This window comes from Streptomyces sp. BYX5S (assembly GCF_054724165.1).
In genome coordinates this window covers 4,841,187-4,854,977 of the sequence record NZ_CM138829.1, presented here as the reverse complement: position 1 = coordinate 4,854,977, position 13,791 = coordinate 4,841,187, and the positions used below count along the sequence as shown (strand labels likewise).

Here is a 13,791-nt window from a genome sequence, read left to right as displayed (position 1 = left end):
ACGTGACGGTGGCGCGCGCAAGTACCCGTCCGGACGGGGCGGCGTATGACATCACCTGCGAAAGCGCAGGTCAAGAGGTTGCTGAAGGGCGGGAAGTGTGAGCCTCGACACGGCGGTAAATTGGTTACCAATTAACCAATGAGGGCTAACGTGAGTCGCACGAAAGGTCTTGAGGCCCACGGGAACGGGGCTGAAGGACCCCGGGCCGGACAGAGCAGTCCGGCACGAGTGAGGAGTCGCCATGGGTGCCCTGCCTTCCCTGGAGGCCGGCCAGTCAGCCGTCGAGAAGTCGGCGATCAGGAAATTCACCATCCGGATCGTGCCCTTCGTGGCGCTGATGTTCTTCGTGAACTATCTCGACCGCACCGCGGTCTCGTTCGCGGAGTCGAACGGTATGAGTCAGGATCTCGGGCTCACCGCCGCGCAGTACGGATTCGCCTCGGGCGTCTTCTTCATCGGCTACATCATTCTGGAAGTCCCCAGCAATATGGCGCTGCACCGCTTCGGCGCGCGCCGCTGGCTCGCCAGGATCATGGTGACCTGGGGCATCGTCTCGCTCCTGTTCACCTGGGTGGAGTCGACGCAGCAGCTGTACTGGCTGCGCTTCCTGCTCGGGGTGGCGGAGGCCGGATTCTTCCCCGGCGCGATCCTCTTCCTCTCCCAGTGGGTCCCCCAGCGGCACCGCACCAAGGTGCTCGGCCTCTTCTACCTGGCCCAGCCGCTCACCACCGTCTTCGGCGCCCCCCTCGCCGGCTGGCTGATCAGCCACCACGGCCTCTTCGGCCTCGAGGGCTGGCGCGTGATGTTCCTGTTCGTCTCGCTGCCCGCGATCGTCCTCGGCCTGGTCGCCTGGTTCTACCTCAAGGACAAGCCCGCCGACGCCGGCTGGCTCACCCGCGAGGAGGCCGACTGGCTGACGCGCGAACTGGAGGCCGAGAACGCCGAGAAGACCGGCCACGGCGACGCCCAGGGCACGAAGGGCGGACACGGCAAGGCCGATCTGATCGCCGCCTTCACCAACGGCCGCGTCTGGGTGCTGTCCTTCGTCTACTTCGGCTTCGTCTACGGCCTGTACGCGCTGGCCTTCTTCCTGCCGACCATCATCAGCGGCTTCGAGGAGCAGTTCGGCACCTCGTTCTCGGTGATGGACAAGGCGTGGATCACCGCCATCCCGTACCTGCCGGCCGCGATCGTCCTCTACTTCTGGTCCCGCAACGCCACCCGGCACGGCACCAAGACCTGGCACGTCGCCGCCCCGGCGATCGTCGGCGGCATCTCCATCCCCGTCGCGCTCTACATGAACTCGCCGTCGGCCACCGTCGCCGTGATCACCGTGACCGCCTGCGCGATCTTCGCCGCGCTTCCGGTGTTCTGGTCGGTGCCCTCCCGGTTCCTGACCGGCGCCGCCGCCGCGGCCGGCATCGCCCTGATCAACACGATGGGCAACGTCGCCGGGTTCGCGGCCAGCTACGTCACCGGCTGGCTGCACGACTGGACCGGCGCCTACTACGTACCCCTGTTCCTGGTCGGCGCGCTGATGCTGATGTCGGCCGCCCTGATGATCGCGCTCGCCTCCCGTGGCCGCCGCACCGGCACGGACACCGAGCTCGCGGAGGTCTCCAAGTGACCCGCATAGCCAACGACCCGGCCGAGTTCGCCCGGGAGGCGCTCGACGGTTTCGCCCTGGCCCACCGCCGCTGGGTCCGCTCCGTGCCCGGCGGAGTCGTCCGCGCCGGTGGCACCGCCCCCGGTCAGGTCGCCCTCGTCATCGGCGGCGGCTCCGGTCACTACCCGGCCTTCTCCGGACTCGTCGGCCAGGGACTCGCGCACGGCGCCGCCGTCGGCAACGTGTTCGCCTCGCCCTCCGCACGCCAGATCGCCGACGTGGCCGCCGAGGCCGACAACGGCGCCGGTGTCCTCCTCGCCTTCGGCAACTACGCGGGCGACGTGCTGCACTTCGGGCAGGCCGCCGAGCGCCTCGCGGCGGACGGCATCCCCGCCCGCACCCTCGGCGTCACCGACGACATCTCCTCCGCCTCCGCCGACGAGGCGCACAAGCGTCGCGGCATCGCAGGCGACCTCCCCGTCTTCAAGATCGCCGCCGCGGCCGCCGAGCGCGGCGCCACCCTCGACGAGGTGCACGCCACGGCCGTCCGCGCCAACGAGCGCACCCGCTCCTTCGGCGTCGCCTTCACCGGCTGCACGCTGCCCGGCGCCGACCAGCCGCTGTTCACCGTCCCCGAGGGCCGGATGGCCGTCGGACTCGGCATCCACGGCGAGCCCGGCATCGGCGAGCAGGACATCCCCGACGCCAGGACCCTCGCCGCGCTCCTCGTCGACAAGCTCCTCGACGAACTGCCGCAGGTCCGCGACAGCCGCGCCGCCGTGATCCTCAACGGCCTCGGCTCCGTCAAGTACGAGGAGCTGTTCGTCCTGTACGGGGAGGTCCACCGGCTCCTCGAAGACGCCGGTGTGGAAGCCGTCGACCCCGAGGTCGGCGAGCTGTGCACCAGCTTCGACATGGCCGGCGTCTCCCTCACCCTGACCCGGCTCGACGACGAGCTCGCCGAGCTGTGGCAGGCCCCCGCCGACGCCCCGGCCTTCCGCAAGGGCGCCGTCACCCCCACCCCGGTCCACGAGAAGTCCACCGCCCGGCAGCCGGTGACCGCGGACACCCCGCCGCCCGCCGACGCGGACTCCCGCACCGCCGCCACCCGCGTCCTCGCGGCGCTCGCCGCGACCCGCGCCACCGTCGACACCCACGTCGAGGAACTCGGCCGCATCGACGCCGTCGCCGGGGACGGCGACCACGGCATCGGCATGCGGCGCGGCTCCCGCGCCGCCCACGCCGAGGCCGAGCGCGCCGTCGCCGCGGGCGCCGGAGCCGGCACCACGCTGCGGCTCGCCGGGGACGCGTGGGCCGACGAGGCCGGCGGCACCTCCGGCGCGCTGTGGGGCGCCATGCTCCACGCCCTCGGCCGCACCCTCGGTGACACCGGGCGGCCCACCCCCGCCCGGGTCGCCGAAGGCGTCGCCGCCGCCGACCGCGCCGTACGCGAACTCGGCGGCGCGCAGGTCGGCGACAAGACCATGGTCGACGCGCTCGTCCCGTTCGCCGCCGCCCTCACGGAGGCCGCCGCCACCGGCCGCCTCGCCCCGGCCTGGGCCACCGCCGCCGCGGCCGCCGACGCCGCCGCCCGCGCCACGGCCGACCTGCTGCCCCGCATGGGCCGCGCCCGGCCCCACGCGGAGAAGGCACTCGGCACCCCGGACGCGGGCGCCCACTCCTTCGCCCTGATCACCGGGGCCGTCGCGGACGTCCTGACATGAGCCCCCGGCTATGGAGCCCCTGCGGCGATTGAGCAGCGGGGTCCGGGGCAGCGCCCCGAAGGGCCCACCCCGTACGACCGCACCCCACACACACCCGAACACCCGCCACCGTCAAGGAAGTTGGTCATGACCGACAAGCTCCGCATCGTCATCGGCTGCGACGACGCCGGCTACCAGTACAAGGAGGCCCTCAAGAAGGACCTCCAGGCCAGCGACCTGGTCGACACCGTCGTCGACGTCGGCGTGGACGCCGACGGGCACACCGCTTACCCGACCATCGCCATCGAGGCCGCCGAGCGCGTCGCCCGCGGCGAGGCCGACCGGGCGCTGCTGATCTGCGGCACCGGCCTCGGTGTCGCCATCGCCGCCAACAAGGTCAAGGGCATCCGCGCCGTCACCGCCCACGACTCCTTCTCCGTCGAGCGCGCGGTCCTCTCCAACAACGCCCAGGTCCTCACCTTCGGCCAGCGCGTCGTCGGCCTCGAACTGGCCCGCCGCCTCGCCGCCGAATGGCTCACCTACCGCTTCGACGAGCAGTCCGCGTCCGCAGCGAAGGTCCAGCTGATGTGCGACTACGAGGCCGCCTGATGAACGCCCCCGTCCTGCTCGGGGTGAGCCTGAAGATGTACTTCGGCCACCACGAGACCCTCAACTGGTCCCGCCGCATCGTGCGTCTCGCCGACCGGCACCCGGCCGTCACCAGCGGCAAGGCGCGCCTGTTCGTGCTGCCGTCGTTCCCGGCGATCGTGCCGGTGGCCGGGATCCTCGCGCGCAGCGGTGTCGACGTCGGCGCGCAGGACCTCGCCACCGAGGACGCGGGCGCCTACACGGGCGAGGTGTCGGGACCGCTCCTCAAGGAGATCGGCTGCCGCTACGCCGAGGTCGGCCACGCCGAGCGCCGCCGCCTGTACGGGGAGGGCGACACGGTCGTCGCCGCGAAGACCGCGGCCGCGCTGCGCAGTGGCCTCACCCCGGTGCTGTGCGTCGGCGAACTCGACCCGGTGGACCCGCAGGAGGCCGCGCGCCGCACCGTCGCCGAGGCCGCCCGCCTGCTGTACGGCATGCGCGGCACCGTCGTCCTCGCGTACGAGCCGCAGTGGGCCATCGGCGCGCCCGAGCCGGCCTCGCCGGAGCACATCACCACGGTGTGCGCCGCGCTGAAAGAGTGGCTGGACGCCCGCCCCCAGCACGCCGGTTCCACCGTGATCTACGGCGGCAGCGCGGGCCCCGGCCTGCTCACCCGCCTCGGCGGCGCCGTCGGCGGCCTCTTCCTGGGCCGCTTCGCACACGACCCGGAGGCCGTCGGCCGCATCCTCGACGAGATCGAGCCCGCGGACTCCGCCGACTCCCGCACGGAGGGGGCCTGACATGGCGTACGGCATCAGCACCTACGCGTACTTCTGGCGCATCTCCTCGCGCGCCCCGCAGCCGATGACCGCCCTGGACATGCTCCAGGACATCCACCGGCTCGGCGGCCAGGTCTTCCAGATCTGCGACTACGCGCCCATCGAGTCCTACGACGACGCGCGGCTGGCCGAGCTGAAGGCGGCCGCCGCCGACCTCGGGGTCGTCCTCGAACTCGGCACCCGCGGCATCGCCCCGGACCACCTGGAGCGCTACCTCCGCATCGCGGAGAAGCTCGGTGTCACCTTCGTGCGCTCCATGCTGCACACCGCCGACCACAAGCCCGGCGTCGACGAGTCGGTCGCCCTGCTGAAGCAGGCCGTCGGCCGGTACGAGGAGCAGGGCGTCACGCTCGGCCTGGAGACCTACGAGCAGGTGGCCACCGCCGACCTCGTCGAGGTCGTCCGCGCCGTCGCCAGCCCCCGCCTCGGCATCGTCGTCGACCCCGGCAACTGCGTGGCCCGTCTCGAACACCCCTCCCAGGTCGTCGAGTTGACCGCACCCTACGTGGTCAACGTGCACGTCAAGGACTTCGCGTTCAGCCGCAGGGACGGCTGGGTGGGCTTCACCTACGCGGGCGCCCCGCTCGGCACCGGCCTCCTGGACCACGCGTCCATGATCGCCGCCGTACGGGAGCACGCCCCGGACCCCGCGTCCGTCAACCAGATCGTGGAGCACTGGCTCCCGTGGCAGGACGGTGGCTACGACGTCACCGCCGCGCTCGAACACCAGTGGACCCAGCACAGCATCAGCACTCTCCTGAAGGGCGAATGAACATGGCCGCCGAGAACAACAAGACCGTTGCCGTCATCGGGGCCGCCGGCAAGATGGGCCAGCGCGTCTCCAACAACCTGGTCAAGAGCGACTTCACCGTCCTCTTCTCCGAGAACTCGCCCAAGGGCCAGGAGCTGATCCGCTCGCTCGGCCGTGAGCTGACCGAGTCCGAGGCCGCCGCCCAGCAGGCCGACGTGCTCATCCTGGCCGTGCCGGACATCGTCCTCGGCAAGGTCTCCGAGCAGCTCGTCCCGCTCCTGAAGCCGGGCGCCGTCGTCCTCACCCTCGACCCGGCGGCCGCGTACGCGGGCCTGCTGTTCGACCGTGCCGACGTGCACTACGTGTGCGCCCACCCCTGCCACCCGTCCGTCTTCCTCCAGCGCAAGACGCAGGCCGAGCTCGACGACACCTTCGGTGGCATCGCGGCCCCGCAGGAGGTCGTCGCCGCGTACGAGGGCGGCGACGCGGAGAAGCAGGCGCTCGCCGAGTCCGTCATCCGCGTCATGTACGCGCCGGTCGTCGACGTCCACTGGGTCACCGTCAAGCAGCTCGCCGTCCTGGAGCCGACGCTCGTCGAGACCATCGCGTGCATGGTCGGCGCCCTGCTGAACGAGGCGCTGCACGAGACCGTGCACACCGTCGGCGTCCCGGAGAAGGCCGCCCGCGCCATGCTCCTCGGCCACACGCAGGTCGCCCTCGCCAACACCCTCAAGGGCGACAACCCGTTCTCCGACGCGTGCCTCATCGCCATGGACTACGGCCGTTCGTCGATCGTCAAGGACGACTGGAAGAAGGTCTTCGACGACGCCGAGCTCGACAAGGTCATCACCAAGATGCTGAAGATCAAGGAGATCCGCCGCTGACGCGGTGACACTCCGGTGCCGCACGGCCCGCCGACGGGGGAGGCGGGCCACCCGGCCCGGCCTCCCGCCGCCGTACGCCCCCACTCCACCCCTCCACCCCCAGAAGGAGCCCTGAGCCAGGGTGAGCACCTCCCAGACCCCCGCAGACTTCGAGTGGACCGATGTGGACCAGCGGGCCGTGGACACCGCGCGCCTGCTGGCGGCGGACGCCGTGCAGAAGGTCGGCAACGGCCACCCGGGGACGGCGATGAGCCTGGCCCCGGCCGCGTACACCCTCTTCCAGAAGGTGCTGCGGCACGACCCGGCGGACGCCGACTGGGTCGGGCGGGACCGTTTCGTGCTGTCCGCGGGCCACTCCTCCCTGACGCTCTACATCCAGCTGTACCTGGCCGGGTTCGGCCTGGAGCTGGACGACCTCAAGGCGTTCCGCACGGCCGGGTCGAGGACGCCGGGGCACCCGGAGTACGGGCACACGGTGGGCGTGGAGACCACGACGGGCCCGCTGGGGCAGGGCATCGCGAACGCGGTGGGCATGGCGATGGCCGCCCGCTACGAGCGCGGCCTGTTCGATCCGGAGGCGCCGGCCGGTGCGTCGCCGTTCGACCACCACATCTACGCGATCGCCGGAGACGGCTGCCTCCAGGAGGGCATCGCGGCCGAGGCCTCCTCCCTGGCCGGGCACCAGAAGCTGGGCAACCTGGTCCTGCTCTGGGACGACAACCACATCTCGATCGAGGGCGACACCGAGACCGCGGTCTCGGAGGACGTGCTGAAGCGGTACGAGGCGTACGGCTGGCACGTGCAGCGCGTGGCCCCGAAGCCGGACGGCGACCTCGACCCGGCGGCGATCTTCCGCGCCGTCGAGGCCGCGAAGGCGGTGACGGACAAGCCGTCGTTCATCGCGCTGCGCTCGATCATCGCCTGGCCGGCCCCGAACGCGCGGAACACCGAGGCGTCGCACGGTTCGGCGCTGGGCGAGGACGAGGTGGCCGCCACCAAGCGCGTCCTCGGCTTCGACCCGGAGAAGTCCTTCGAGGTCACGGACGAGGTCATCGCGCACACGCGAAGGGCCCTCGACCGGGGTGCCGAGGCGCACACCGCGTGGGACAAGCGGTTCGCCGCGTGGCGGGGCGAACACCCTCAGCGGGCGGCGGAGTTCGACCGCATCCGGGAGGGCGAACTGCCTTCGGGCTGGGAGTCCGCGCTCCCGGTCTTCGAACCGGGGACGAAGGTCGCCACGCGCGCGGCCTCCGGCAAGACCCTCCAGGCCCTCGGCGGCATCGTCCCCGAACTGTGGGGCGGCTCGGCCGACTTGGCGGGCTCCAACAACACGACGATCGACGCGAACTCGTCGTTCCTCCCGTCCGGCAACCCGCTCCCGGAGGCGGACCCGTACGGCCGCACGATCCACTTCGGCATCCGTGAGCACGCGATGGCCGCGGAGATGAACGGTATCGCGCTGCACGGCAACACCCGCGTCTACGGCGGCACGTTCCTCGTGTTCTCCGACTACATGCGCAACGCGGTCCGCATGTCGGCGCTCATGTGCCTGCCGGTCACCTACGTGTGGACCCACGACTCCATCGGCCTCGGCGAGGACGGCCCGACCCACCAGCCGGTGGAGCACCTGGCCTCCTTGCGCGCCATCCCCGGCCTCAACGTGATCCGCCCGGCCGACGCCAACGAGACCGCCCTCGCCTGGCGCGAGATCCTCCGCCGCGCCACCGACCACCCGGCCCCGCACGGCCTGGCGCTCAGCCGCCAGGGCCTGCCGACGTACGAGCCCAACTCCGATGCGGCGAAGGGCGGTTACGTCCTGGCCGACTCCTCGAAGCCCACGCCGGACGTGATCCTGATCGCCACCGGCTCGGAGGTCCACCTCGCCGTCGCGGCCCGCGAGCGCCTGGAGTCGGAGGGCATCGCCGCCCGCGTCGTCTCGATGCCGTGCGTCGAATGGTTCGAGGAGCAGGACCAGTCCTACAAGGACACCGTCCTGCCCCCGTCGGTCAAGGCCCGCGTCGCGGTCGAGGCCGGCATCGCCCTGACCTGGCACCGCTACGTCGGCGACACCGGCCGCACCGTCTCCCTGGAACACTTCGGCGCCTCCGCCGACGGCGCCGCCCTCTTCGAGGAGTACGGCTTCACTGCCGACAACATCACCGCCAAGGCCCGCGAGTCGCTGGCCGCCGCCCGGCGCTGACGGGGCGGGGCGTGGGGCCGCGAGAGCCGCCTCACGCCCCCGTCCGGAACACCCCCGGTGTCACCCCCGTGCGCAGGCGGAAGAACTTCGTGAAGTCGCTCGGGTCGTCGAAGCCCAGGCGGGTGGCCACCTCCTTGGCGGGGAGGCCGCTGTGCCACAGGAGGCGTTTGGCTTGCAGGAGGACGCGGTCGTCGACGTACTGCTTGGCCGTGCGGCCCGTCGCGGTGAGGGTGGCGCGGGTCAGGGTGCGGGGGCTGTAGCCGAGGGCCGCCGCGTAGTCCTCGACGCGGCGGGTCACCGCGTGGTCGCGCTCCACGGCCGCGTGGAAGCGGTGGAACGTGCCGGACGCCGCCGCGGGGCCCGGCTCCGGGGCCCGTACCTTCGCGAGGCGCAGTACCAGTACCGACAGCAGCGATCGCAGCACCTCGACGTGTGAGCCGAGGGGCAGCGATGCCATCGCTCCGTACTCGTACGACAGGTGCGCCAGTGCCCGCCGTACCGCCTCCGCGTCCTCGCCGCGCGGCGTCAGCGGGCGCTGTTCGTACGGCGGGTCCATGTGCGCGGCCGAGACGATCGCCGGGGGCAGCAGGCCCGGCTTGAAGACGACGTCCACGCCGTCCGCCCTGCGCAGGTCCGGGCCGAAGCGCTGCACCTGGCCCGGCCGGATCCACAGCCACGAACCGGGCCGCAGCTCGTACTCGACGAAGTCCACCGCCACCCGGAGCGGACGCTCGCGCGCGCCGATCAGCTGGTGGAAGGCGGGCCGCAGCGGCGCGTACGGATCGTTGCCGTGCCGCAGCGAGCGGTCGTGGAGGTCGGCCAGCTCCTCGATCTCCACCCCGGTCGGCGCTCCGACGTTCGGCGTGTACTCGAGGTCCCTGACATCGGGGCGTTCCTGTCTGATTTTCCCCATCGTGAGTCCCGAGGGTACCGCCCCCGCCCCACTCCCGCCTCATAGCGTGAAAGCACAGGTCAGCGACGTGTGAGGAGAGTCCTGTGCGATTGGTCGTGGGAATGACCGGGGCGACGGGCGCTCCGTTCGGTGTCCGGCTCCTGGAGTGTCTGCGGGAGCTGCCGGACGTCGAGACACATCTCGTGCTGTCCCGCTGGGCGCGCACCACCATCGAGCTGGAGACCGGGCTCTCGGTCGCTCAGGTGTCCGCGCTCGCCGATGTCACCCACCACCCCGACGACCAGGGCGCCACCATCTCCTCCGGCTCGTTCCGCACCGACGGCATGGTCGTCGTGCCGTGCTCGATGAAGACCCTCGCGGGCATCAGCGCCGGATACGCCGACGGCCTCGTCGCACGCGCCGCCGATGTCGTCCTCAAGGAGCGGCGCAAGCTCGTCCTCGTCCCGCGCGAGACACCGCTCAGCGAGATCCACCTGCGCAACATGCTCGAACTCGCCCGCATGGGCGTGCAGTTGGTGCCGCCCATGCCCGCCTTCTACAACCACCCGCGCACCGTCGACGACATCGTCGACCACATCGTCGCCCGGGTCCTCGACCAGTTCGACCTGCCCGCCCCGGCCGCCGAACGCTGGGCCGGCATGCGCGCCGCCCGCGCCGCGGCCCGCGCAACCCCCGTACAGCAGCAAGGAGTTCACCACCATGCCCTATGACGATCTGCGCAGCTTCCTCGGCACCCTGGAGAAGGAGGGGCAGCTGCTCCGGATCTCCGACGAGGTGCTGCCCGAGCCCGACCTCGCGGCCGCCGCCAACGCCACCGGCCGCATCGGCGAGAACGCGCCCGCCCTGCACTTCGACAACGTCAAGGGCTTCACCGACGCCCGCATCGCCCTCAACGTGCACGGCTCCTGGGCCAACCACGCCCTCGCCCTCGGACTGCCGAAGAACACGCCGGTCAAGGAGCAGGTCGAGGAGTTCGCCCGGCGCTGGGACGCCTTCCCCGTCGCCCCCGAACGCCGCGAGGACGCACCCTGGCGCGAGAACACCCAGGAGGGCGAGGACGTCGACCTCTTCTCGGTGCTCCCGCTCTTCCGTCTCAACGACGGCGACGGCGGCTTCTACCTCGACAAGGCCGCCGTCGTCTCCCGCGACCCCGAGGACCCGGAGAACTTCGGCAAGCAGAACGTCGGCACGTACCGCATCGAGGTCATCGGCGCCAACCGCCTCGCCTTCCAGCCCGTCCCCATGCACGACGTCGCCCAGCACCTGCGCAAGGCCGAGGAGGTCGGCGAGGACCTGCCCATCGCCATCACCCTCGGCAACGACCCGGTGATGGCGATCGTCGCCGGGATGCCGATGGCGTACGACCAGAGCGAGTACGAGATGGCCGGGGCGCTGCGCGGCGCGCCCGCCCCGATCGCCACCGCGCCGCTCACCGGCTTCGACGTGCCGTGGGGCAGCGAGGTCGTCATCGAGGGTGTCATCGAGTCCCGCAAGCGGCAGATCGAGGGCCCCTTCGGCGAGTTCACCGGCCATTACTCGGGCGGCCGCCGGATGCCCGTCATCCGCGTCGACCGTGTCTCGTACCGCACGAACCCCGTCTTCGAGTCCCTCTACCTCGGCATGCCGTGGACCGAGTGCGACTACCTCGTCGGCCCCAACACGTGTGTCCCGCTGCTGAAGCAGCTGCGCTCGGAGTTCCCCGAGGTGCAGGCCGTCAACGCCATGTACACCCACGGCCTGATGGTGATCATCTCGACGAAGAAGCGGTACGGCGGCTTCGCCAAGGCCGTCGGCATGCGCGCCATGACGACCCCCCACGGGCTCGGGTACGTCGCCCAGGTCATCGTCGTCGACGAGGACGTGGACCCGTTCAACCTGCCGCAGGTCATGTGGGCGATGTCGGCGAAGGTCAACCCGAAGGACGACGTCGTCGTCATCCCGAACCTGTCGGTCCTCGAACTCGCGCCCGCCGCCCAGCCCGCCGGCATCACCAGCAAGATGATCATCGACGCGACGACCCCGGTCGCCCCCGACGTCCGCGGCAACTTCTCCACGCCCGCGAAGGACCTGCCCGAGACCGCCGAATGGGCGCAGCGCCTCCAGAACATGATCGCCGCCCGCCACTGACCCCCGCCGTACCCCTCCAGAAAGGTCAACGCCCATGAACGACAAGCTGGTTGACGGCGCCGAATGCCCCCGCTGCCCCGCCGACACCATCACCCGCCTCGCCACGTCCCCCGTTCCCGGGGTGTGGGACGTGCTCCAGTGCACCCACTGCCTCTACACCTGGCGCACCACGGAGCCCGCCCGCCGCACCCGCCGCGACGCCTACCCCGAGGCCTTCAAGCTGACGGAGGCCGACATCGAGAACGCCATCGAGGTACCGGCGGTGCCGCCGCTGCGCGTCTGACCCCGACACGTCCGGCCCTGACACGTCCGACCCCGACACGGTTGACCTTGACACGGTGACAAGGTCTTCACTGCCTGTCGAGGAGGTGGTCGCGATGATCACACGGCAGGTTACGGAGACGGACGTGGCGCGGGCGCTGCGCGGACTTGAAGACGAGCGGTCGTCGGTGCGGCTGCGGGCCGCCCTGGCGGTCGGCTCGGCGCCCGACCCGCGGTACGTGGGCAAGCTCGTCGAGCGGTGCGCGGTCGAGCCGGAGTTCTTCGTCCGCGACATGCTGACCTGGGCGCTCACCCGGCACCCGGTGTCCGGCACCCTGCCCGCGCTGCTGCGCGAGCTGGACGCGGAGTCGGCACAGGCGCGCAGCCAGGCGCTGCACACGCTCTCCAAGCTCGGCGACCGGCGGGCCTGGCCCGCGATCACGCGGGAGCTGCTGACGGACGCCGACGACGAGGTCGCCCGCAGCGCCTGGCGGACCGCCGTCGTCCTCGCCCCCGAGGCCGGACAGGGGCCGCTGGCCGACGTGCTCGTCACACAGCTCGGACGCGGCGACCGGGAGACACGGCTCAGCCTGAGCCGCGCCCTGGCCGACCTCGGCGACGCGGCGCTGTCCGCCCTGGACACCGCCGCGACGGCCGCCGACCCCGACGTACGGGCGCACGCGCTCGCCACGCAGCGCATCGTGCGCGACCCCGACACCGGTTTCGAGTTCGCCGTCGAGGAGGCCAAGCGCGTCGTGGCCCTCGACGGCGCTCCGAAGGTGGATCATCAAGTGTGCTGATCGGTGAAGTAGCGCGACGGTCCGGAGTGAGTGCCCGCATGCTCCGGCACTACGAGTCGCTGGGCCTGGTGCGGCCCTCGCAGCGGACGGGCTCCGGATACCGGGAGTACGCGGCCGAGGACATCCGGCGGATCTTCCACATCGAGAGCCTCCGCTCGCTCGGCCTGTCGCTGCGGGAGATCGGCCGGGCGCTCGACGAACCGGGCTTCGCGCCCGCGGACCTCGTCGGCGACCTGATCCGGCAGACCCGCGAACGCATCGCGGCCGAGACCGAGTTGCTGACGCGGCTCAGCCGCATCGACGCCGCGGACCCGGCCGACTGGGAGGACGTGCTCGACGTCGTCGGCCTGTTGCAGGCGTTGGGCTCCCAGAGCGCCGACGCACGGCAGCGCGCCGTCCTCGCGTCGGCGGACCGGGGCGCCCTGCCCGTGGCGGCCCTGGTCGAGGCCGTGCTCCACGAGAGCGACACGAACGTCGCCGGGGCCCTGCGCTGGGCGCTGGCACGCTCCGGCGGCGCCGACTCCCTGCCCCTGCTCGCCGACGCGCTCGACTCGCCGCTGCCCGCCGTACGGGAACGCGCCGCGCAGTGCCTCGCCGACCTGCCCGGCGCCGAGGCCGCCGGGCACCTGCGCGCGGCCCTCGCGGGCCCCGACGCCGCGGTGCGGGCGCGCGCCGCCGTGGCGCTCGGCAACCGCGGCGAGGCCGACGCGGTCCCCGAACTCCTCGACATGATCGTGGCGGGCCGCGGCGACACCGACGCGGCGGACGCCCTGAGCGTGCTCGCGGCCGACCCCGCGGCGGCGGAGCGCATCACGTCCTGCCTCGTCGACCGGCTCGACACCGAGGCCCCGGCCCGCGGCCGGCTGACCCAGGCGCTGGCCGGCCTCCCCGGCCCGGCGGCCACGCGCGCCCTCGTCGACCTCACCCACGACGAGGACCGCGCGGTGGCACTCACGGCGACGTACCTGCTGCGGCTGCGCGACGGCAGCTGACGGGCCACGCTCCACCACCGACCCGCGCCCCGCTTCCTGACGGGCCGCTTCCCGCCGAGTTGATCTGTCGGTAGGTTCCCTTCTGCGATTCCGACCAGTCGGTACGTAGTGGAGAGCCGGAGGTTCC

13 protein-coding genes are annotated in these 13,791 nt (G+C 72.0%); 12 read left to right on the top strand and 1 reads right to left on the bottom strand.

What is annotated here, in order from left to right; translation table 11 throughout:
- The first annotated feature begins 241 nt into the window (after window positions 1-241).
- The 7 genes from ACYBSK_RS22160 (at window position 242) to tkt (ending at window position 8,571) form a co-directional block, all read left to right on the top strand.
- Window positions 242-1,627 (top strand): MFS transporter, encoded by a 1,386-nt coding sequence (locus ACYBSK_RS22160; protein ID WP_457478945.1) that lies wholly within the window; start codon window positions 242-244, stop codon window positions 1,625-1,627.
- The gene (locus ACYBSK_RS22155) at window positions 1,624-3,330 is read left to right on the top strand and encodes a dihydroxyacetone kinase family protein (protein WP_460243022.1); all 1,707 of its coding nucleotides are present in this window, start codon (window positions 1,624-1,626) and stop codon (window positions 3,328-3,330) included. Before ACYBSK_RS22160 ends, ACYBSK_RS22155 begins: the two co-directional genes overlap by 4 nt.
- A 126-nt stretch (window positions 3,331-3,456) precedes the next feature.
- On the top strand, window positions 3,457-3,918 hold the full coding sequence (locus ACYBSK_RS22150) for a ribose-5-phosphate isomerase (protein ID WP_457478943.1): 462 nt from the start codon (window positions 3,457-3,459) through the stop codon (window positions 3,916-3,918).
- Window positions 3,918-4,697, top strand: a complete 780-nt coding sequence (locus ACYBSK_RS22145) for a triose-phosphate isomerase (RefSeq protein WP_460243021.1) — start codon at window positions 3,918-3,920, stop codon at window positions 4,695-4,697. The genes ACYBSK_RS22150 and ACYBSK_RS22145 overlap by 1 nt, the downstream gene beginning before the upstream one ends.
- A gap of 1 nt (window position 4,698) precedes the next feature.
- The gene (locus ACYBSK_RS22140) at window positions 4,699-5,508 is read left to right on the top strand and encodes a sugar phosphate isomerase/epimerase family protein (protein WP_460243020.1); all 810 of its coding nucleotides are present in this window, start codon (window positions 4,699-4,701) and stop codon (window positions 5,506-5,508) included.
- Between the two features lie 2 nt (window positions 5,509-5,510).
- The gene (locus ACYBSK_RS22135) at window positions 5,511-6,371 is read left to right on the top strand and encodes a phosphogluconate dehydrogenase C-terminal domain-containing protein (protein WP_460243018.1); all 861 of its coding nucleotides are present in this window, start codon (window positions 5,511-5,513) and stop codon (window positions 6,369-6,371) included.
- Between the two features lie 121 nt (window positions 6,372-6,492).
- Entirely contained in the window at window positions 6,493-8,571 is a 2,079-nt protein-coding gene (gene tkt / locus ACYBSK_RS22130; protein WP_460243017.1) for a transketolase, read from the top strand.
- Between the two features lie 31 nt (window positions 8,572-8,602).
- Here the strand turns inward: tkt and ACYBSK_RS22125 are convergent, their stop codons facing one another.
- Window positions 8,603-9,484, bottom strand: coding sequence for a helix-turn-helix transcriptional regulator (locus tag ACYBSK_RS22125; protein WP_460243016.1), 882 nt, complete (start codon window positions 9,482-9,484; stop codon window positions 8,603-8,605).
- A gap of 83 nt (window positions 9,485-9,567) precedes the next feature.
- Between ACYBSK_RS22125 and ACYBSK_RS22120 the strand changes: the two genes are divergently transcribed.
- The 5 genes from ACYBSK_RS22120 to ACYBSK_RS22100 all read left to right on the top strand — a co-directional run bounded on the left by ACYBSK_RS22120 (window position 9,568) and on the right by ACYBSK_RS22100 (window position 13,664).
- Window positions 9,568-10,194: a non-oxidative hydroxyarylic acid decarboxylases subunit B gene (locus ACYBSK_RS22120; protein WP_457478937.1), complete on the top strand. Its 627-nt coding sequence runs from the start codon at window positions 9,568-9,570 to the stop codon at window positions 10,192-10,194.
- The gene (gene vdcC, locus ACYBSK_RS22115) at window positions 10,184-11,611 is read left to right on the top strand and encodes a non-oxidative vanillic acid decarboxylases subunit C (RefSeq protein ID WP_460243015.1); all 1,428 of its coding nucleotides are present in this window, start codon (window positions 10,184-10,186) and stop codon (window positions 11,609-11,611) included. The genes ACYBSK_RS22120 and vdcC overlap by 11 nt, the downstream gene beginning before the upstream one ends.
- 34 nt (window positions 11,612-11,645) lie before the next feature.
- Complete coding sequence (locus ACYBSK_RS22110) at window positions 11,646-11,894, top strand: non-oxidative hydroxyarylic acid decarboxylases subunit D (RefSeq protein WP_457478935.1); 249 nt, start codon at window positions 11,646-11,648, stop codon at window positions 11,892-11,894.
- Window positions 11,895-11,988: 94 nt separating this feature from the next.
- A complete protein-coding gene (locus ACYBSK_RS22105) occupies window positions 11,989-12,672 on the top strand; it encodes a HEAT repeat domain-containing protein (RefSeq protein ID WP_460243014.1) in 684 nt (227 codons plus the stop codon).
- Complete coding sequence (locus ACYBSK_RS22100) at window positions 12,666-13,664, top strand: MerR family transcriptional regulator (RefSeq protein ID WP_460243013.1); 999 nt, start codon at window positions 12,666-12,668, stop codon at window positions 13,662-13,664. Before ACYBSK_RS22105 ends, ACYBSK_RS22100 begins: the two co-directional genes overlap by 7 nt.
- Window positions 13,665-13,791: the final 127 nt, after the last annotated feature.

Bases quoted from the DNA above. Each gene is read 5' to 3' on its own strand.
- ACYBSK_RS22160 (WP_457478945.1), top strand. From the start codon at position 242: ATGGGTGCCCTGCCTTCCCTGGAGGCCGGCCAGTCAGCCGTCGAGAAG.
- ACYBSK_RS22150 (WP_457478943.1), top strand. From the start codon at position 3,457: ATGACCGACAAGCTCCGCATCGTCATCGGCTGCGACGACGCCGGCTAC.
- ACYBSK_RS22145 (WP_460243021.1), top strand. From the start codon at position 3,918: ATGAACGCCCCCGTCCTGCTCGGGGTGAGCCTGAAGATGTACTTCGGC.
- ACYBSK_RS22140 (WP_460243020.1), top strand. From the start codon at position 4,699: ATGGCGTACGGCATCAGCACCTACGCGTACTTCTGGCGCATCTCCTCG.
- ACYBSK_RS22135 (WP_460243018.1), top strand. From the start codon at position 5,511: ATGGCCGCCGAGAACAACAAGACCGTTGCCGTCATCGGGGCCGCCGGC.
- ACYBSK_RS22125 (WP_460243016.1), bottom strand. From the start codon at position 9,484: ATGGGGAAAATCAGACAGGAACGCCCCGATGTCAGGGACCTCGAGTAC.
- vdcC (WP_460243015.1), top strand. From the start codon at position 10,184: ATGCCCTATGACGATCTGCGCAGCTTCCTCGGCACCCTGGAGAAGGAG.
- ACYBSK_RS22110 (WP_457478935.1), top strand. From the start codon at position 11,646: ATGAACGACAAGCTGGTTGACGGCGCCGAATGCCCCCGCTGCCCCGCC.
- ACYBSK_RS22105 (WP_460243014.1), top strand. From the start codon at position 11,989: ATGATCACACGGCAGGTTACGGAGACGGACGTGGCGCGGGCGCTGCGC.